We start from the raw sequence: 17,557 nt of genomic DNA on the forward strand, positions 1-17,557 counted from the left end.
CGGGGGGCTGCCATGGCGGAAGCGCACGAGGACGCGTACGGGGACGGGCGTCCGGACGACCTCACCGATCCCGAGCGGCTCATGTGGGAGACCTTCCGCGCGGGCACCGTCTGCGACCTGAGCACGCACTCGGCCGAAGGGGACGATCCGCACGGGGACCGCCCCTGGGGGCCCGAGCGGCGGGTCCGGGCGGAGGTGGTGGCCCACCTGCTGCTCGCCGGACCCGCGCCGGTGCCCGGCCGGGTCGGCTGCCTGAAGCTGCGCGGCGCCCGGATCACCGGCCGGCTGGACCTCTCCGGCGGCACGGTCGCCCCGTACGTGGAGATCCGCTCCTGCCGCTTCGACGGCGAGGTCCAGGTCTCCGAGACCCGCTTCGGCACCCTGCGGCTCGACAACTGCGCGATCCCCCGGCTGGACGGGGCCCGGCTGCACACCGAGGGCGACCTGCACCTGGCGCGCTGCCGGGTGGCGGCCGGGATCCGGCTGACCGACGCGCAGATCGGCACCGACCTGCTGATCGGCAGCACCGTGGTGCAGCGGGACGGGCGGGGGCGGGCGATCGCCGCCGACGGCCTCGTCGTCGCCCAGGACTTCCAGGCCGAGCTGCTGGAGACGAACGGCGAGGTCAGCCTGCGCGGCGCCCGGATCGGGGCGTCCATGAGCCTGCGCGGGGCCCTGCTGCGCAACCCCTACGGCCGGCGCGCCCTGAACGCGCCCACCCTCAGCGTGGAGCGCACCCTCTACCTGACCTCCGCCGCCCTGGGCCCGGCCACCGGGGACCCCTCGCGCCCGTACGACTGGAGCCGGACGCCGACCCGGGGCGTCCCGACGCGGCCGTTCGAGTGCCGGGGCGGGCTGCGGCTGGACGACGGCCGCATCGGGGACTCCGTCGACTTCTACGGGGCCAGCTTCGAGCTCCAGCCGGAGCAGGAGGTGTCGCTGCGCCGGATCCAGACGCCGGAGCTGCGTTTCGTCGGGGACGCGCCGGAGCAGGGCCGGGTGGTGCTGTCGGGGGCGACGGTGGTGCGGCTGGTGGACCGCTCCACGAGCTGGCCGGGGCCGGGCCGGCTGCTGATGGAGGGCTTCTCCTACGAGACCCTCGCGCCGAGGGGGCACTTCCCGCTGGAGCGGCGCCTGGAGTGGGTGGGGGCGGCCAGCCCCGACTACTCGCCGGAGCCCTACGAGCGGCTCGCCGCCGTGCTGCGGGCCCGCGGGGAGGACTCCGACGCCCGCGAGGTGCTGCTGGCCAAGGAGCGGCGCCGGCGGGCCACGCTCTCGCCGGCCGGGCGGGCCTGGGGGTACCTCCAGGACTGGACGGTGCTCTACGGGTACCGGCCGGGGCGGGCCGCGCTGTGGATGGCGGTCCTGTGGGCGGCGGGCACCCTGCTGTTCCTGCGGCACCGCCCGGAGCCCCTGAAGGCGGACGAGCACCCCGCCTGGAACGCCGCCCTGTACGCCCTCGACCTCCTGCTGCCGGTGATCGACCTCGGCCAGGAGGGCCAGTGGAAGACACAAGGTGCCTGGCAGTGGGCTTCGGCGGCGCTGGTCCTGCTGGGGTGGATCCTGGCCACGACGGTGGCCGCGGGCGCGTCCCGGCTGCTGCGGCGGGGGTGACGGCCCGGCGGCCGCGGCCACTACCCTGTGGGTCGTGACCACCGTTCGCCTGCCCCTCTTCCCACTGAACTCGGTGCTGTTCCCGGGCCTCGTGCTGCCGCTGAACGTCTTCGAGGAGCGGTATCGCGCCATGATGCGCGAGCTGCTGAAGATCGGTGAGGACGAGCCGCGCCGGTTCGCCGTCGTCGCGATCCGCGACGGCCGGGAGGTCGCGCCGACCGCGCCCGGGCTGCCCGACCCGACGTCCCTGCCCGAGAAGGGCCCGGCGGCGGGCTTCGGCGCGGACCCGATCCAGGCGTTCCACCGGGTCGGCTGCATCGCGGACGCGGCCACGATCCGGGAGCGGGAGGACGGCAGCTTCGAGGTCCTCGCCACCGGGACGACACGGGTGCGGCTGCTGTCCGTGGACTCCTCGGGCCCCTTCCTCGTCGCCGAGCTGGAGGAGCTCTCGGAGGACGCCGGGGACGGCGCGGGCGCCCTGTCCGAGGGGGTCCTGCGGGCCTTCCGCAGCTACCAGAAGCGGCTGGCGGGTGCCCGGGAGCGGTCCCTGGCGTCGGCGCCGGACCTGCCGGACGAGCCGTCGGTGGTGTCGTACCTGGTCGCGGCGGCGGCCGTGCTGGACATCCCGTCGAAGCAGCGCCTGCTCCAGGCCCCGGACACCGCGACGCGGCTGGCGGAGGAGCTGAAGCTGCTCCGCACCGAGACCGCGGTGATCCGCCACCTCCCGTCCCTCCCGGCGGTGGAACTGACCCGCGCCCCGACGAGCCCGAACTGAGGCCATGGCCAAGAAGAAGCAGCAGACGGCGGGTACGCCCGCCATCACCTCCCTGACGGCGTCGGGCGTCGAGTTCACCACCCACGCCTACGAGCACGACCCGGCCCACCCCTCGTACGGCGAGGAGGCCGCCGAGGCGCTGGGGGTCTCGCCGGAGCAGGTGTTCAAGACCCTGGTCGCGGAGGTGGACGGGGCGCTGACGGTGGCCGTGGTCCCGGTCTCGGGTTCGCTGGACCTGAAGGCCCTGGCGGCCGCGGTGGGCGGCAAGCGGGCCGCGATGGCGGATCCGGCGCTGGCGGAGCGGACGACGGGGTACGTGCGGGGCGGGATCTCACCGCTGGGGCAGCGCCGCCGTCTGCCGACGGTCCTGGACGCCTCCGCCTCCGGCCATGCCACCATCTGCGTCTCGGCGGGCCGCCGCGGCCTGGAGGTCGAACTCGCCCCGACCGCCCTGGCGACCCTGACGGGCGCGGTCCTCGCCCCGATCGCCCGCCCGTAACGCCTCCCGCTGCGCGAAATCCAGAAGAACAGCCCTCAGTCCTGCGGCGGCTTCGTGTCCGCGTGGACGTGGGGCGGGGGGTACGACCCCGTCCAGGGGGTCGGTTCCGGATCCCGGGGGCCGAAGGCGGCCGTCAGGGCCAGGTGGATCACGGCGGCGGCGATCGGCCACCCCAGCAGCACCCCGTACGCCAGCAACTGCAGCGGCGCGTCGAACGGCACGTCCTCCCCCGCCTTGGCGGCCGCGGCGGCGACATCGGTGCCGGGCCCCAGCCACAGCCCCAGCCGCCACCCCAGCAGCGCGGCGAAGCACGCCCCGACCGTGAGCCCGACGACCAGCGCGACTCCCCCGCGCCGCCGCCACAGGAACACCGCGAGCCCGCTCAGCACGCCCAGCCCCAGCGACAGCAGGAAGAACGTGCCGTCGGCGCCGATCCGCGCCTCGCCCTCGGTGTTCTTCAGGAAGACGGCCGGCCCGTGGGCCACGTACTGCACGCGCGGCGCCAGCCAGGCCCACAGCACCCCGAGGAGCGCCCCGCAGACGCCCACCACCAGGGCGACGGTGGCCCCGTCGCGGACGTCCGCCGGGGTGACGGCGGGCTCCTGGTCGAGAAGGCCGTCGGACGGCGGAGGCTGCGGCAGCGGCGGGGTCACGGCTTCGGTCACCCCCACATCGTGCCAGGTGGTCCCGGCGACCGCGTCAGCGGACCGCCGCCCGCCGGTACGCCCAGGTGGCCACGGCCAGGGAGAGGACCCCCACCGCCGCGCACACGCCGAGGTCGGCGGCGACCGCCGCCCAGTCCGGGTGCGGGGCGAAGGTCCGTGCGAAGGCCTCCACCCCGTAGGTGGAGGGCAGCAGGTCCCGGGCCCACACGACGACCTGCGGCATCCGCTCCGCCGGCAGCACCCCCAGCAGCAGCGCCGCCGACATGCCCAGCTGTCCGGCCAGGGTGGCCAGCTCCTGCCGGGGTGCCAGCAGGCCCAGGGCCGCGCCGAGCCCGGCCAGCGCGGCGCCGGCCAGCGGCACCACGGCGGCCAGGATCCACAGCCCGCCCATCGGCAGCCCGAACAGCACGCACCCGAAGACGGCCGTCACCAGCGTCCCCGGCAGGGTGAAGGAGGCGTACGCGGCGGCCGCGCCCAGCACCACCGAGGCGGGCGGCACCGGCAGGGTGGCGTAGTGGTCGAGCCCGCCGCTCGCCCGGAGCTGGCCGAAGTACTGGGCCAGGAGGTTCAGTGCGACGAAGGCGACGACGAGGACCGACGAGCCGGCGACGACCGCCCGCGCCTCGGAGCCGCCGTCCACCACGCCCCGCATCAGGACCATGATCCCGACGGACTGGAAGGTCGCGACGAAGAGGAGGGGTATCCGGGCGACCCGGGCCCGGGACAGCTGGGCCCGGTAGACGGCCGCGAGGGCGGGCAGCAGCCGGGCCCGGGGGGCCAGGACGGCGGCGGGGGCGGCAGCGGTGGTCACGACTTGACCAGACCCTTCATCCGGCCGCCCAGCGCGAGGTAGACGTCCTCCAGGCTCGGCGTGGCCAACGTGAAATCGTCGAGGGCGGCGAAGGCCGGTCCGCCGGTCACGGCGGCGACGGCGGCGCGGGCCTCGTCCTGGCCCAGCCGGAGCACCCAGCGGCGCCCGGACTCGGCGGCCAGCGGCGCGAGCGCGGCGACCTCGGGCACCTCCAGCGGCGCGGCGGTGCGCCACACCAGTTCCAGGCGGACCTCGTCGGAGACCCGGGCCTTGAGGCCGGCCGGGGTGTCGCAGGCGATGACCCTGCCCTGGTCGATGACGGCGACCCGGTCGAGGACGGTCTCCGCCTCGATGACGTTGTGGGTGACCAGCAGCACGGTGGCACCGTGCCGGTCACGGCGCCGGTCCACGGCCGACCAGACGGCGCGCCGGGCCACGGGGTCCATGCCGGTGGTGGGTTCGTCGAGGACGAGGACCGGCCGCTCCCCCACCAGTGCGGCGGCGAAGCAGGCGAGCCGGCGCTGGCCGCCGGAGAGCTTCTTCAGCGGGCGCCCGGCGAGGGGCGTCAGCCCGAGCTCCTCCAGCACCTCGTCGCGGGCGGTCCGGGCCGCGCGTGCGTCGAGTCCGCGCAGCCGGCCGGTGGTCTCGGCGGCGAGGGCGACGGTGAGCTCGTCGAGGGCGGTGGACTCCTGCCCCAGGTAGGCCAGGAGGCGCGCGGCCCGCTCGGGGTGGCGTACGAGGTCGTGGCCGAGGAGGGTGACGGAGCCGGAGTCGGGACGCAGCAGGCCGGTGAGCTGGCGGACCAGGGTGGACTTGCCGGCGCCGTTGGGGCCGAGCAGTCCGAAGATCTCGCCGCGCCGGACCTCCAGGGAGATCGCGTCGGTGGCCCGGGTCTCGGGGAGGGCGGGCACGCCGCGCCGCCCGCGCACCGCAGGGTAGGTCTTGACCAGGTCCCGCACCGCGCAGACCACCCCGGAAGCCGCCCCCGCGGCCTCTGCCGTGGCGTGTCCTGCCTGCGCTGTGCCCGTACTCACGAGGGAGCAGCCTACGCGGCTTCCGCTCTCACTCGGCCGCCGGGGTCATCGGCGCCGCGGATGCGGAGGCCGTCGCTCCGCCCACGTGCTCGGCCGCGGCGCGGACGTCGATCTCCCTCCAGAACCCGGCGCGGATGGCGTAGCGGTCGTGCTCGTCGATCTGGTCGTCCTTGTGCGCGAGGAGGCCGAACCGCGCGGCGTAGCGCAGCAGCTCCCCGTCGATGCGGTGCGGCACGCGCGGGTACATGGTGGCGAGCCTCTGCAGGTGGCCGGTTTCGGGGAGGCGTTCCATCCAGCGGCGGGCGAAGACCTGGCCGACCTCGAAGGGGTCGCCGCCGACGGTGGTGATGTCCTCCTCCCGGTCGGCCCAGCGCTGTTCGGCGCTGGTGAGCTGCGCGAGGGTGGGAAGGGAGGCGGTCTCGGCGGGTTCACCGAGGGGGCCGGGCCGGTCGATCCACCCCTTGTCGGAGGACCAGCGCAGGGCGCTGCCGGCCGGACTGGGGGCGGGGTGGGGGTGCGTGGCGCCGGAGCCCTGGCCGGGGGCGCGCAGGGCGGCGAGGTCCTTGGGGGTGGGGACCGACGGCTTGGCGCCTTCGGTGGCGGGGGCCGGTACGGCGGCTCCGGCGGAGGGGGCTTCGGGGGTGGCGGGGGTGCCGTTGCGGGCGGCTTCGGCGAGGGCGGCCTCGGGCAGCGGGGCGGAGAGGATGGCGGCGATCTCGGGGCGCGGTGCGGGCGGCGGGGGGCACAGCCCGGCGAGGTCGCGGGCGCGGACGGCGCGGGTGATCCATGCGCGGTCGAGGACGCGGCGTTCGTCGGCCTCGGCGACGAGGTCCTCGGACTGGTTGTAGTCGCCGTCGGCGGCCTGGACGGCCCAGAGGTGGACGGCGACCCCGTGTTCCTTGGCGGACATCAGTCCGGGCAGCAGGTCTCCGTCCCCGGTGACGAGGACCACGTCGGAGCAGGCCCGGTTGCGGGCGAGTTCGGTGAGTTCGGCGTGCATGGCGGCGTCGACGCCCTTCTGGGCCCAGCGGCCGTCGCTGCGGGTCAGGGCGCCCAGGCGGACGGTGACGCGGGGCATGACGCGCAGCCGGCGGTGTTCGGGCTGGGGCACCCGGTCGGGGGCGCCGTCGAACCAGTAGATCCGCAGGAGGGGCTGCTGGGTGTCGGCCTCGGCGCGCTCGCGCAGGCCCTGGATGAGGGCGGAGTGGTCGACGGTGATGCGGGAGCGCGAGGGTTCTCCCGCGAGGAGGCTCGCGGCCGCGCCCAGCAGGTATCCGGCATCCACCAGGACGACGCAGCGGTCCACGCGTTCCACCCTCTTCCGTGGGGGTCCTCGACAGGTTTTCCCCGAGTCTGCCCGACCGCAAGGGCGTTGACGGCCGGAACTGGATCACCGGCGTGGCGTATCTCGCGGAAGGCGCGGCGGTCGGCACCGCTACGGATGGCAATGATCCAAAATGCGCGCTTTGTTGCGGTGTGTGAGGGTGAAGGCGGCCCTGGCCCCTACACCCCCCACGGAGGCATTCCATGGCCAAGAACAAGAACCAGAAGCAGCCGGCGAAGCAGCAGGTGCGCTCGGGCGGGCAGGACATGCCCAAGGGCTCGACGGAGACGTCCACCGATCGCCCCGCGCAGTCGCCCAGTCCGCTGGACATGGCCCACAAGAGCAAGTCGAAGCGCTTCGGCCACAACTGACGCGCGACGGACGCGCGGCCGGCGCCTTCGCGCGAGCGGTGAGAGCGGAAGGGGGCCCGCCCCGGCAGTGCCGGGGCGGGCCCCCTTCCCGTGCGTGCGGCGGGCGCTTCGCCCGTCCGGGCTAGCCGGCCAGGCAGGAGGGGCCGAGGAGCACCTTGAGGTCGCCGAAGAGGGCCGGGTCGGGCTGGACCCGGTGCCGGTCGAGGCGCAGCACGGTGGTGGTGCGCGGTCCCTGGAGCTTGATCCGGACCTCGGTGTTGCCCTTGTGGTGGCGCAGGATCTCGCCCAGACGGGTGACCATCGGCGGGGTGACCTTGACGGTGGGGATGGTGAGGACGACGGGGGCGTTGGTCCCGGCGGAGGAGAGGTCGGGGACCATCATCTCCATCGCGACCAGGCGGGGGACGTCCTCGCGCTTGTCGAGGCGGCCCTTGACGAAGACGACGGTGTCCTCGACCAGCTGGGTGGAGACGAGCTGGTAGGTGGCCGGGAAGAACATGCACTCGATGGAGCCGGCGAGGTCCTCGACGGTGGCGATGGCCCAGGCGTTGCCCTGCTTGGTCATCTTGCGCTGGAGGCCGGAGATGATGCCGCCGATGGTGACGACGGCGCCGTCGGAGTGCTCTCCGCCGGTGAGCTGGGAGATGCCGGCGTCCGTCTTGTCGGAGAGGACGTGTTCCAGGCCGAAGAGGGGGTGGTCGGAGACGTAGAGGCCGAGCATCTCGCGCTCCTGGGCGAGCAGGTAGGACTTCTCCCACTCGACGTCGGAGAACTCCACGTCCAGGCCGAAGCCCGGTTCGCTGCTCTCCTCGTCACCCATTCCGCCGAAGAGGTCGAACTGGCCCTCGGCCTCCTTGCGCTTGACCGCGACCACGTTGTCGATCATCGATTCGTGGTGGGCGACCAGGCCCTTGCGGGTGTGGCCCATCTCGTCGAAGGCGCCGGCCTTGATCAGCGACTCGACGGTGCGCTTGTTGCAGACGACGGCCTCGACCTTGTCGAGGAAGTCGGGGAAGGAGGAGTACTTCCCCTTGGACTTCCTGGTCTTGATGATCGAGTCGACGACGTTCTGCCCGACGTTGCGGACGGCGGTGAGGCCGAAGAGGATCACGTCGTCGCCCTGGGCGGCGAAGTTGGACTCGGACTCGTTGACGTTGGGCGGGAGCACCTTGATGCCCATGCGGCGGCACTCGTTCAGGTAGATCGCGGACTTGTCCTTGTCGTCCTTGACCGAGGTGAGCAGGCCCGCCATGTACTCGGCGGGGAAGTTCGCCTTGAGGTAGGCGGTCCAGTAGGAGACGAGGCCGTACGCGGCGGAGTGGGCCTTGTTGAAGGCGTAGCCGGCGAAGGGGACCAGGACGTCCCAGAGGGCCTGGATGGCCTGGTCGGAGTAGCCGTTCTTGCGGGCGCCCTCCTGGAAGATCGTGAAGTTCTTGGCGAGCTCCTCGGGCTTCTTCTTGCCCATCACGCGGCGCAGGATGTCGGCCTCGCCGAGCGAGTAGCCGGCGATGATCTGGGCGGCCTTCTGCACCTGCTCCTGGTAGACGATCAGGCCGTAGGTGACCGCGAGCACCTCTTCGAGCGGCTTCTCCAGCTCGGGGTGGATCGGGGTGATCTCCTGCTGCTTGTTCTTGCGCAGGGCGTAGTTCGTGTGCGAGTTCATGCCCATCGGGCCCGGGCGGTAGAGCGCGGACACGGCGGAGATGTCTTCGAAGTTGTCGGGCTTCATCAGGCGCAGCAGGGAGCGCATGGGGCCGCCGTCGAACTGGAAGACGCCGAGGGTGTCACCGCGGCTGAGCAGTTCGAAGGTCTTGGGGTCGTCGAGCGGGAGGCCCAGGAGGTCGATGTCGATCCCCTTGTTGGCCTTCACCATCTTGACGGCGTCGTCCATGATCGTGAGGTTGCGCAGGCCCAGGAAGTCCATCTTCAGCAGGCCGAGCGACTCGCAGCTCGGGTAGTCCCACTGGGTGATGGTGACGCCGTCGGTGTGCCGCACCCAGACGGGCACGTGGTCGGTGATCGTCTCGCTGGACATGATCACGCCGGCGGCGTGCACGCCCATCTGGCGGACCAGGCCCTCGACGCCGCGGGCGGTGTCGATGACCTTCTTCACGTCGGGCTCGTTCTCGTACATCCCGCGGATCTCGCCGGCCTCGCTGTAGCGGGGGTGCGAGGGGTCGAGGATGCCGGAGAGCGGGATGCCCTTGCCGAGGACGTCGGCGGGCATGGCCTTGGTGAGGCGGTCGCCCATGGCGTACGGGTAGCCGAGGACGCGGGCGGAGTCCTTGATCGCGTTCTTGGCCTTGATGGTGCCGTAGGTGCCGATCATGGCGACCTTGTCGGCGCCGTACTTCTCGGTCACGTACCTGATCACCTCGACGCGCCGACGCTCGTCGAAGTCGATGTCGACGTCGGGCATGGAGACGCGCTCGGGGTTGAGGAAGCGCTCGAAGATCAGACCGTGGGTGAGGGGGTCGAGGTCGGTGATGCCCATGGCGTAGGCGACGATCGAGCCGGCCGCGGAGCCTCGGCCGGGGCCGACCGCGATGCCCTGGTTCTTGGCCCACATGATGAAGTCGGCGACCACGAGGAAGTAGCCCGGGAAGCCCATCGAGATGATCGTGTCCATCTCGTACTCGGCCTGCTTCAGCCGGTCGTCCGGGATGCCTCCGGGGTAGCGGCGGTGCATGCCGCGCATGGTCTCCTCGCGGAACCAGCTGACCTCGGTGTGGCCCTCCGGGATGTCGAACTTGGGCATGAGGTTGCGGAACTTGAACATGCCCTCGGTGTCGACCTGCTCCGCCACCTTCCAGGTGTTGGCGCAGCCCTCCTGCCAGGCGTCCGAGGAGTCGATGGCGTACATCTCGTCCGTGGACTTCAGGTAGTAGCCGGTGCCGTCGAACTTGAAGCGGTCCGGGTCGGAGAGGTTCTTGCCGGTCTGGATGCAGAGCAGGGCGTCGTGGGCGCCGGCCTCGTGCGCGTAGGTGTAGTGGGAGTCGTTCGTCACCAGCGGCGGGATGCCGAGCTTCTTGCCGATCTCCAGCAGGCCGTCGCGGACCCGGCGCTCGATCTCGATGCCGTGGTCCATCAGCTCCAGGAAGTAGCGGCCCTCGCCGAAGATGTCCTTGTAGTCCGAGGCCGCCTTGATCGCCTCGTCGAACTGGCCGAGGCGCAGTCGCGTCTGCACCTCGCCGGAGGGGCAGCCGGTGGAGGCGATCAGGCCCTCCGACCACTGGGCGATGGTCTCCTTGTCCATGCGGGGCCACTTGGTCAGCCAGCCCTCGGCGTAGGCGTCGGAGGACAGCCGGAAGAGGTTGTGCAGGCCGGTGGCGTTCGCCGCCCAGATCGTCTTGTGGGTGTAACCGCCGGAACCGGAGACGTCGTCGCGCTTCTGGTGCGGCTGGCCCCACTGGATGCGCCGCTTGTTGCGCCGGGACTCGGGGGCGACATACGCCTCGATGCCGATGATCGGGGTGATCCCGGCCTTCTGGGCGGAGTGGAAGAAATCGTACGCGCCGTGGAGGTTGCCGTGGTCGGACATGGCGATGTGCGTCATGCCCATTTCATTGCAGGCCGCGAACATGTCCTTCAGCCGAGCCGCACCGTCCAGCAGCGAGTACTGGGTGTGGACGTGCAGGTGCGTGAAGGGCGTCTTCGACACGGTGGAGGCCTCCGGGGGCGAGAGGGGCGGCAGCTATGAATCCTACGTCCCACCGGTGACAGATCCGGGGCACGGAGAGATACGGTCGGGCGTTGCAGAACCAGGAACACGTGTCCGACGTCCAGTCGGTCAGACCCCGTACCACCCCGTGCACCAGGAGGCATCCGCGATGGCGGTTCCCGAGACGACCGACGAGCAGCGCGCCGAGCAGATACTCGACGTGTTCGACACCGCTTTCGGTGAGCTGCTCGCCGCCGACCCCGCCGCCTTCCAGGTCAAGTTCCGGAAGATGGCCGCCTCGGCCTTCGCCTTCTACCGGGGCACGGCCTGCCTCTTCTACGCCGACCTGGAGCGCGACCGGCACGGCGGCCCCTACCTGGACGAGCGCACCGGCCGGGTCTGGATCCACGGCGATCTCCACGCGGAGAACTTCGGCACCTACATGGACTCCAACGGCCGGCTCGTCTTCAACGTCAACGACTTCGACGAGGCCTACGTCGGCCCCTTCACCTGGGACCTCAAGCGCTTCGCCGCCTCGGTGGCCCTGATCGGCTACACCAAGGCGCTCAGCGACGAGCAGATCAGCGCCCTGGTGCGCACCTACGCGGCCGCCTACCGCGAGCGCATCCACATGCTGGCCACCGGCGCCAAGAACGAGGAAGTGCCCTCCTTCACCCTGGACACCGCGGAGGGCCCCCTGCTGGGCGCCCTGCGCGACGCCCGCTCCCGCACCCGCTTCGCCCTGCTGGACTCGATGACCGAGATCCGCGACCACGAGCGCCGCTTCTCCGAGGGCGGCGGCGCCATCGAGCTGGACGCGGCCACCCGCTACAAGGTGCTGGCCGCCTTCGACGGCTACCTGGAGACCCTGCCGGAGGAATCCCTGGTCCGCCCGGACTCCTACCGGGTCAAGGACGTGGTGGGCCGCCGGGGCGTGGGCATCGGCTCGGCCGGGCTCCCCTCGTACAACATCCTGCTGGAGGGGCACAGCGACGCCCTGGAGAACGACGTCGTGATCTACCTCAAGCAGGCGCAGACCCCCGCCGTCTCCCGGCACATCACGGACCGGGCGGTCCGCGAGTACTTCCAGCACGAGGGCCACCGTACGGTGATCTCCCAGCGGGCCCTCCAGGCGCACGCCGACCCGTGGCTGGGCTGGACCGAGCTGGACGGCGCCGGGCAGCTGGTCGCGGAGGTCTCCCCGTACGCGGTGGACCTGGACTGGTCCGACCTGGACGACCCGGAGGAGATCGCGGCGGTCGTCGCCGACCTCGGCCGGGCGACGGCCACCATGCACGCCTCGGCCGACGAGGCGGAGAGCGGCCAGTCCCTGGTCCCCTTCTCCACCGAGCGGGCCATCGACGCGGCCATCGCCGCCGACGAGGAGGGCTTCGCCAAGCTCCTGGTCGACTTCGCCCACGCCTACGGGGCCCGGGCCCGCGCCGACCACCAGATCTTCGTGGACCTCTTCAGGAACGGCCGGATCACGTCGTGATTCCTGTGGCGTCCGGGACCTGGGGGCACGGATTCACAGGTACCCAGGGCTCGGATCCACAGGGACCCGTGGCAGACTCGCGACGATGGACATATCAGGGGTGAGGATCCGGGGGCTGCGGGCCGCGCTGTTCAGCGCGCTCGTCGTGCTGCTCTCGGCCGGCTCCCACGTGCTCCTGTCCCGGGTGCCGATGCCGCCCGCCCTGCTCGCCGGCGCCTTCGCCGGGGTGTTCGCCCTCGCCTACGCCCTGGCCGGCCGCGAGCGGGGCTTCGGGCCGATCGCCGGCCTGCTGGTCCCGCTGGAGCTGGCGGCCGACACGGTCTTCACCGCCGGGCAGCGCGTCTGCTACGGCCCCGCGGGCGGCCCGGTGGCCGGCCCGCTGCACGCGCTCGGCCTGGACGGGCTGTGCGGCGGCACCCCGGTGGGCGGGCCGCTGACCGAGGTGACCGGGCCGGCCGGCGACCCGGCCGCCCTGCTGGCCGCCCCCGGACCGTGGACGCCCTGGCTGCTGCTCGGCGCGCACGTCGGCGTCGGGCTGCTCGCCGCCGCCTGGCTGCGCCACGGCGAGCGGGCCCTGGTGCGGCTGCTGCGGGCGGTCGCCGCCTTCGCCTTCCGGCCGCTGCGGCTGGCGGCGGCCTCGGTGGCGGCGGTCCCCGGCCGGACCGGGCGGGCGCTGCGCCCGGCGCGGCCCGGCGCGGCGGCCCGTACCCGTTTCCCGGCGCATTCCGTGGGCCGGCGGGGACCTCCCGTACGGACGGCGACGCTCGCGAGCGTCTGACGCGTACGTACGGACAGTCCCCCGCACCTCCCACGGAGATCACCATGAGTTCCCGCAACAGCCAGCAGAGCAAGGCCGCCGCCCGCGAGAAGCTGCGCGTCGAGCGCGAGAGGCAGGCGAAGAAGGACAAGGCCCGCCGCCAGGTGTTCGTCGCCGCCGGCGTCGTCGCCGCCCTCGCCCTGGCCGGCGGCATCGGCTACGCGGTCGTGCGGTCCAACCAGCCCGGCTACTGGGAGAAGGCCGCCGAGGCCCCGCTGGTCAAGCCGAAGAACACGGAGGGCGCGGACGGCCTGACCGTGGTCATCGGCAAGCCCGAGGCGAAGAAGACCCTGGAGCTCTACGAGGACTCGCGCTGCCCCGCGTGCGCCGCCTTCGAGCAGACGGTCGGCGAGCAGGTCCGCAAGGACGTGGACGCGGGCAAGTTCAAGCTCCGGTACATCGGCGCGACCTTCATCGACAACGGCGCCAAGGGCGTGGGCTCGAAGAACGCGCTGAGCGCGCTGGGCGCGGCGCTGAACGTCAGCCCCGAGGCCTTCCTCGACTACAAGGCGGCCCTCTACTCCAAGGCGCTGCACCCCGACGAGACCGTCGACAGCTTCGCCAAGGACGACTACCTGCTGAAGGTCGCGGACACCGTCCCGGCGCTCAAGGGCAACGCCGAGTTCAAGAAGGCCGTCGAGGACGGCACGTACGACCGGTGGGCGATGGACATGTCGAAGTCCTTCGACAAGTCGGGCGTCACGGGCACCCCGACGCTGAAGATGGACGGCAAGAAGATCGACACCCCGGCCACCCCGGAGGCGTTCACCGCGGCCATCGACAAGGCGATCGCGGGCTGATCGGCCGTCAGGCCACCCCTTCCTCCGCATTACCGCCATAACGGGCGGGCGAACTCTCAAAGTTCGCCCGCCCGTTGTCATTCGGTGACTATTCCCGGCCACATACCGATCAGTAATATGAGCGCCCGTGACCAGTCATCTCGCCCCCCTCACCCCTGCCCCGGACTCCGCCGCGACCGCGGCGAATCCGCGCCGCCGCACGGTCGTCCTGGCCGCCGCGGCCACGGCCGCCCTCGCGCCGCTCGCCCTGGGCGCCACCACCGCCCGGGCGGCCGAATCCGCCCCCGCCTTCCTGCACGGCGTCGCCTCCGGCGACCCGCTGCCCGACGGCGTCCTGCTGTGGACCCGTGTCACCCCCACCCCCGAGGCCGTCCCCGGCTCGGGCGTGGGCCCCGACATCGCGGTGGGCTGGGAGGTGGCCGAGGACAAGGCCTTCGCCGGCGTCGTCGCGCGGGGCTCCGTCACCGCGAGCGCCGCCTCCGACCACACGGTCAAGGTGGACGTGCGCGGCCTGCGCCCGCACACCCCGTACTGGTACCGCTTCACCGCCGGCGCCACCGTCTCCCCGGTCGCCCGCACCCTGACCGCCCCGGCGGCCGACGCCTCCACCGCGGGTGTGCGCTTCGGCGTGGTCTCCTGCTCCAACTGGGAGTCCGGCTACTTCTCGGCGTACCGCCACCTGGCCGCCCGCACCGACCTGGACGCGGTCCTGCACCTGGGCGACTACCTCTACGAGTACCAGACCGGCGAGTACCCGGCGGCCAAGTACGTCGTGCGGCCGCACGAGCCGAAGAACGAGATCATCACGCTGGCCGACTACCGGACCCGGCACGGCCAGTACAAGACGGACCGCGACGCCCAGGCGATGCACGCGGCCCACCCGATCGTGGCCATCTGGGACGACCACGAGTTCGCCGACAACGCCTGGTCCGGCGGCGCGAACAACCACACCCCGGGGACCGAGGGCGACTGGGCGTCCCGCGCGGCCGCGGCCAAGCAGGCGTACTTCGAGTGGATGCCCGTGCGCGCCTCCATAGCGGGTACCGTCTACCGTCGCCTGCGCTTCGGCAGCCTGGCCGACCTGCACCTGCTCGACCTGCGCTCGTTCCGCTCGGAGCAGGTCAAGGCCGGCAGCGGCGCGGTGGACGACCCGGAGCGCACCATCACCGGGCGGGCGCAGCTGGACTGGCTCAAGGCCGGACTGGCGGGCTCGACGGCCACCTGGAAGCTGGTGGGCACCTCGGTGATGATCTCGCCGGTGGCCTTCGGCTCGCTGCCCGCGCAGCTGCTCCAGCCGCTCACGCACCTGCTGGGGCTGCCCGAGGGCGGCCTCGCGGTCAACACGGACCAGTGGGACGGCTACACGGACGATCGCAAGGAGCTCCTGGGGCACTTGAAGGACCGGAACATCAAGAACACGGTGTTCCTGACCGGCGACATCCACATGGCCTGGGCGAACGACGTCCCGGTGAACATGGCCACCTACCCGGGATCGGGCACGGTGGGAACCGAGTTCGTGGTCACGTCGGTGACGTCCGACAACATCGACGACACACTGCACGTACTGCCGCACACCGTGTCGGTGGTGGCGGAATCGGCGATCAAGGCCGCGAACTGGCACGTGAAGTGGCTGGACATGGACTCGCACGGCTACGGCGTGCTGGACGTGACGGCCGAGCGCTCGCAGATGGACTACTACGTGGTTTCGGACAAGCGCCGTCAGGACGCGACCTCGTCCTGGGCCCGCTCGTACCGCACCCTGAACGGCACGCAGAAGGTGGAGCGGGTCGACCAGCCCGTCCGCTGAATGCACTGACGGACCGTCAAATCTCCTGTTCAGCGGGGCTCCTGGTGCAGACCAGGAGCCCCAGGTGAACCGCGGGCAACAAATCTTTAACCTCCGGGTACTTGCGGAATGAATGACATGAACACATAAACTTCCGGCCAGCGTGAGGAAATCCCTCACCCCCCACCACGCTCGCCGAGGAGTCACCGTGCGCGCTGCCGGCCGCATATCCCCCCTTCTCCGCCGCCGCCTCATGGGTACGGCCGTCCTGGCCTCCACCCTGGCGTTCGCCCCGCTGACGGCCCCCACCACCGTCGCCGCCGCCGCCCCCAAGACCGGCGCCCAGGCCTGTGCCGACGAGGCCTCCGCCCCGGCCAACGCCCGTGTCGCGAAGCCCAAGAACGACCACGCCGCCGAGCCCAACGAGCTCTCCGAGGCCCAGACCAAGGCCATGGACGCGGACCTCAAGAAGAAGCTCAGCCAGATGCAGCTGTCCCCGCAGCAGCTCTTCGGCGCGCGCGAGGCCGCCCCCTCGCTGGCCGCCGCCGTGACCACCATCCCGGTCTACGTCCACGTGATCACCAACGGCACGCAGGGCAAGCTCACCGCGACGGACATCAACAACCAGATCAACGTCCTCAACGCCGCCTACAGCGGCCAGGGCACCGGCAACGTCAACTCCGGCTTCCAGTTCTCCCTGGCCGGCACGGACTACACCGACAACGCCGCCTGGTACACCGTCTCCGACGGCACCCAGGCCGAGAAGGACATGAAGACCGCCCTCCGCAAGGGCGGCAAGAACGCGCTCAACCTCTACACCGCCAACCTCGGCGGCGGCCTCCTCGGCTGGGCGACCTTCCCGAGCTCCTACAACTCCGCCCCCAACATGGACGGCGTGGTCATCCTCAACTCCTCGCTGCCCGGCGGCTCCGCCACCAACTACAACGAGGGCGACACCGCCACCCACGAGGTCGGCCACTGGATGGGCCTGTACCACACCTTCCAGGGCGGCTGCTCGGGCAGCGGCGACTCCGTCTCCGACACCCCGGCCGAGAAGAGCGCGGCCTTCGAGTGCCCGACCGGCCGTGACTCCTGCACCACCAAGGCGGGCGTCGACCCGATCCACAACTTCATGGACTACACGTACGACTCCTGCATGTACCAGTTCACCGCCGGCCAGGTGTCCCGCATGCAGAGCATGTGGACCGCATACCGCGCCTGACCGCTCTCACCGCTCCACACACACGGCAGGGCCCGGCGCACCGAGCGCCGGGCCCTGCCCGTTCCCGTCGTCCCCGCCGTCCCCCTACAGGCCGTCGAGGAACGCCAGCGCGATCCGCCAGACCTCCCCGGCCGCGTCCGCGTCGTAGTCGTCCAGGTCCGGGTCCGTGAACAGGTGCCCGGCACCCGGGTAGCTGTGGACCTCCACATCGGCCCCGGCCCGCCGCATCCTCAGGTACCAGGCCGTCAGCCAGTCGTGCGTCTCGAAGGGGTCCGGGTCCGCCATGTGCAGCTGCACCGGCAGTTCGTCGGCCGAGGTGTCGTCCTCCAGGTCCGCCGTACCGTGCAGGAGCAGCAGCCCGCGCGCCTTGTCGTCAGCCAGCGCCAGGTGCTGGGCGACGGAGCCGCCGAAGTCGAAACCGGCGTAGACCAGGCCCTGGTCGGAGAAGGGCGCCGCGGCCAGCACCGCCCGCTTGAGCAGCTCGTCGCGGCCCACCTCCTCCAGGTGGGCCACGCCCTCCTCGAACGTCTCGAACGTACGGCCCTCGAAGAGGTCGGGCACCTGCACCTGGTGTCCGGCGGCCCGCAGCCGGTCGGCCGCCGCGTGTACCGCGGGCCGCAGCCCGTACGTCGAGTGGAAGAGCATGATGTTCATGCCTCCCATCGTGCCATTGCCCGCGATGG

15 protein-coding genes are annotated in these 17,557 nt (G+C 72.1%); 9 read left to right on the forward strand and 6 right to left on the reverse strand.

Going from position 1 to position 17,557, the window contains the following annotated elements; genetic code table 11:
* Positions 1 to 12 precede the first annotated feature (12 nt).
* Genes ACFY0O_RS07450 through ybaK form a run of 3 tightly spaced genes read left to right on the forward strand, consistent with a single transcriptional unit; the run spans position 13 to position 2,888 of the window.
* Entirely contained in the window at positions 13 to 1,614 is a 1,602-nt protein-coding gene (locus tag ACFY0O_RS07450; protein ID WP_388943913.1) for an oxidoreductase, read from the forward strand.
* Positions 1,615 to 1,648: 34 nt separating this feature from the next.
* Positions 1,649 to 2,389 (forward strand): LON peptidase substrate-binding domain-containing protein, encoded by a 741-nt coding sequence (locus ACFY0O_RS07455; RefSeq protein ID WP_388943915.1) that lies wholly within the window; start codon positions 1,649 to 1,651, stop codon positions 2,387 to 2,389.
* A gap of 4 nt (positions 2,390 to 2,393) precedes the next feature.
* A complete protein-coding gene (gene ybaK / locus ACFY0O_RS07460) occupies positions 2,394 to 2,888 on the forward strand; it encodes a Cys-tRNA(Pro) deacylase (RefSeq protein ID WP_388943918.1) in 495 nt (164 codons plus the stop codon).
* 35 nt (positions 2,889 to 2,923) lie between these two features.
* Here ybaK and ACFY0O_RS07465 read toward each other — a convergent pair whose 3' ends face one another.
* From ACFY0O_RS07465 to ACFY0O_RS07480, 4 genes are read right to left on the reverse strand one after another with little or no spacing between them, the layout of a single operon-like run.
* A complete protein-coding gene (locus tag ACFY0O_RS07465) occupies positions 2,924 to 3,553 on the reverse strand; it encodes a hypothetical protein (protein WP_388943921.1) in 630 nt (209 codons plus the stop codon).
* A gap of 34 nt (positions 3,554 to 3,587) precedes the next feature.
* Positions 3,588 to 4,364, reverse strand: a complete 777-nt coding sequence (locus ACFY0O_RS07470; RefSeq protein ID WP_388943923.1) for an ABC transporter permease — start codon at positions 4,362 to 4,364, stop codon at positions 3,588 to 3,590.
* On the reverse strand, positions 4,361 to 5,398 hold the full coding sequence (locus tag ACFY0O_RS07475) for an ABC transporter ATP-binding protein (RefSeq protein WP_388943925.1): 1,038 nt from the start codon (positions 5,396 to 5,398) through the stop codon (positions 4,361 to 4,363). The genes ACFY0O_RS07470 and ACFY0O_RS07475 overlap by 4 nt, the downstream gene beginning before the upstream one ends.
* Positions 5,399 to 5,426: 28 nt before the next feature.
* A complete protein-coding gene (locus ACFY0O_RS07480) occupies positions 5,427 to 6,713 on the reverse strand; it encodes an NYN domain-containing protein (protein WP_388943928.1) in 1,287 nt (428 codons plus the stop codon).
* Between the two features lie 212 nt (positions 6,714 to 6,925).
* Here ACFY0O_RS07480 and ACFY0O_RS07485 point away from each other — a divergent pair, with 212 nt between their 5' ends.
* Positions 6,926 to 7,093, forward strand: a complete 168-nt coding sequence (locus ACFY0O_RS07485; protein WP_358896992.1) for a hypothetical protein — start codon at positions 6,926 to 6,928, stop codon at positions 7,091 to 7,093.
* A 121-nt stretch (positions 7,094 to 7,214) separates the two neighbouring features.
* On the opposite strand, the gene dnaE is transcribed toward ACFY0O_RS07485, so the two are convergent.
* Positions 7,215 to 10,754: a DNA polymerase III subunit alpha gene (gene dnaE, locus ACFY0O_RS07490; RefSeq protein ID WP_358899349.1), complete on the reverse strand. Its 3,540-nt coding sequence runs from the start codon at positions 10,752 to 10,754 to the stop codon at positions 7,215 to 7,217.
* 169 nt (positions 10,755 to 10,923) lie between these two features.
* On the opposite strand from dnaE, the gene ACFY0O_RS07495 reads away from it, so the two are divergent.
* The 5 genes from ACFY0O_RS07495 to ACFY0O_RS07515 all read left to right on the forward strand — a co-directional run bounded on the left by ACFY0O_RS07495 (position 10,924) and on the right by ACFY0O_RS07515 (position 16,874).
* Positions 10,924 to 12,249 (forward strand): DUF2252 domain-containing protein, encoded by a 1,326-nt coding sequence (locus tag ACFY0O_RS07495; protein WP_358899350.1) that lies wholly within the window; start codon positions 10,924 to 10,926, stop codon positions 12,247 to 12,249.
* Between the two features lie 85 nt (positions 12,250 to 12,334).
* A complete protein-coding gene (locus ACFY0O_RS07500) occupies positions 12,335 to 13,027 on the forward strand; it encodes a hypothetical protein (RefSeq protein ID WP_388943932.1) in 693 nt (230 codons plus the stop codon).
* 44 nt (positions 13,028 to 13,071) lie between these two features.
* Positions 13,072 to 13,866 (forward strand): DsbA family protein, encoded by a 795-nt coding sequence (locus ACFY0O_RS07505; RefSeq protein ID WP_388943934.1) that lies wholly within the window; start codon positions 13,072 to 13,074, stop codon positions 13,864 to 13,866.
* 127 nt (positions 13,867 to 13,993) lie between these two features.
* Positions 13,994 to 15,673 carry an alkaline phosphatase D family protein gene (locus tag ACFY0O_RS07510; protein WP_388943936.1) on the forward strand — a complete coding sequence of 560 codons (1,680 nt, stop codon included), beginning with the start codon at positions 13,994 to 13,996 and terminating at the stop codon, positions 15,671 to 15,673.
* 232 nt (positions 15,674 to 15,905) lie between these two features.
* Complete coding sequence (locus ACFY0O_RS07515; protein ID WP_388944530.1) at positions 15,906 to 16,874, forward strand: zinc metalloprotease; 969 nt, start codon at positions 15,906 to 15,908, stop codon at positions 16,872 to 16,874.
* An 84-nt stretch (positions 16,875 to 16,958) separates the two neighbouring features.
* On the opposite strand, the gene ACFY0O_RS07520 is transcribed toward ACFY0O_RS07515, so the two are convergent.
* Entirely contained in the window at positions 16,959 to 17,537 is a 579-nt protein-coding gene (locus ACFY0O_RS07520; protein WP_358899354.1) for a dienelactone hydrolase family protein, read from the reverse strand.
* Positions 17,538 to 17,557 lie beyond the last annotated feature (20 nt).

The sequence above is a fragment of the Streptomyces sp. NPDC001594 genome (assembly GCF_042893675.1).
Lineage (GTDB): Bacteria > Actinomycetota > Actinomycetes > Streptomycetales > Streptomycetaceae > Streptomyces.

Bases quoted from the DNA above. Each gene is read 5' to 3' on its own strand.
- ACFY0O_RS07500 (WP_388943932.1), top strand. From the start codon at position 12,335: ATGGACATATCAGGGGTGAGGATCCGGGGGCTGCGGGCCGCGCTGTTC.
- ACFY0O_RS07505 (WP_388943934.1), top strand. From the start codon at position 13,072: ATGAGTTCCCGCAACAGCCAGCAGAGCAAGGCCGCCGCCCGCGAGAAG.
- ybaK (WP_388943918.1), top strand. From the start codon at position 2,394: ATGGCCAAGAAGAAGCAGCAGACGGCGGGTACGCCCGCCATCACCTCC.
- ACFY0O_RS07450 (WP_388943913.1), top strand. From the start codon at position 13: ATGGCGGAAGCGCACGAGGACGCGTACGGGGACGGGCGTCCGGACGAC.
- ACFY0O_RS07520 (WP_358899354.1), bottom strand. From the start codon at position 17,537: ATGGGAGGCATGAACATCATGCTCTTCCACTCGACGTACGGGCTGCGG.
- ACFY0O_RS07515 (WP_388944530.1), top strand. From the start codon at position 15,906: ATGGGTACGGCCGTCCTGGCCTCCACCCTGGCGTTCGCCCCGCTGACG.
- ACFY0O_RS07495 (WP_358899350.1), top strand. From the start codon at position 10,924: ATGGCGGTTCCCGAGACGACCGACGAGCAGCGCGCCGAGCAGATACTC.
- ACFY0O_RS07485 (WP_358896992.1), top strand. From the start codon at position 6,926: ATGGCCAAGAACAAGAACCAGAAGCAGCCGGCGAAGCAGCAGGTGCGC.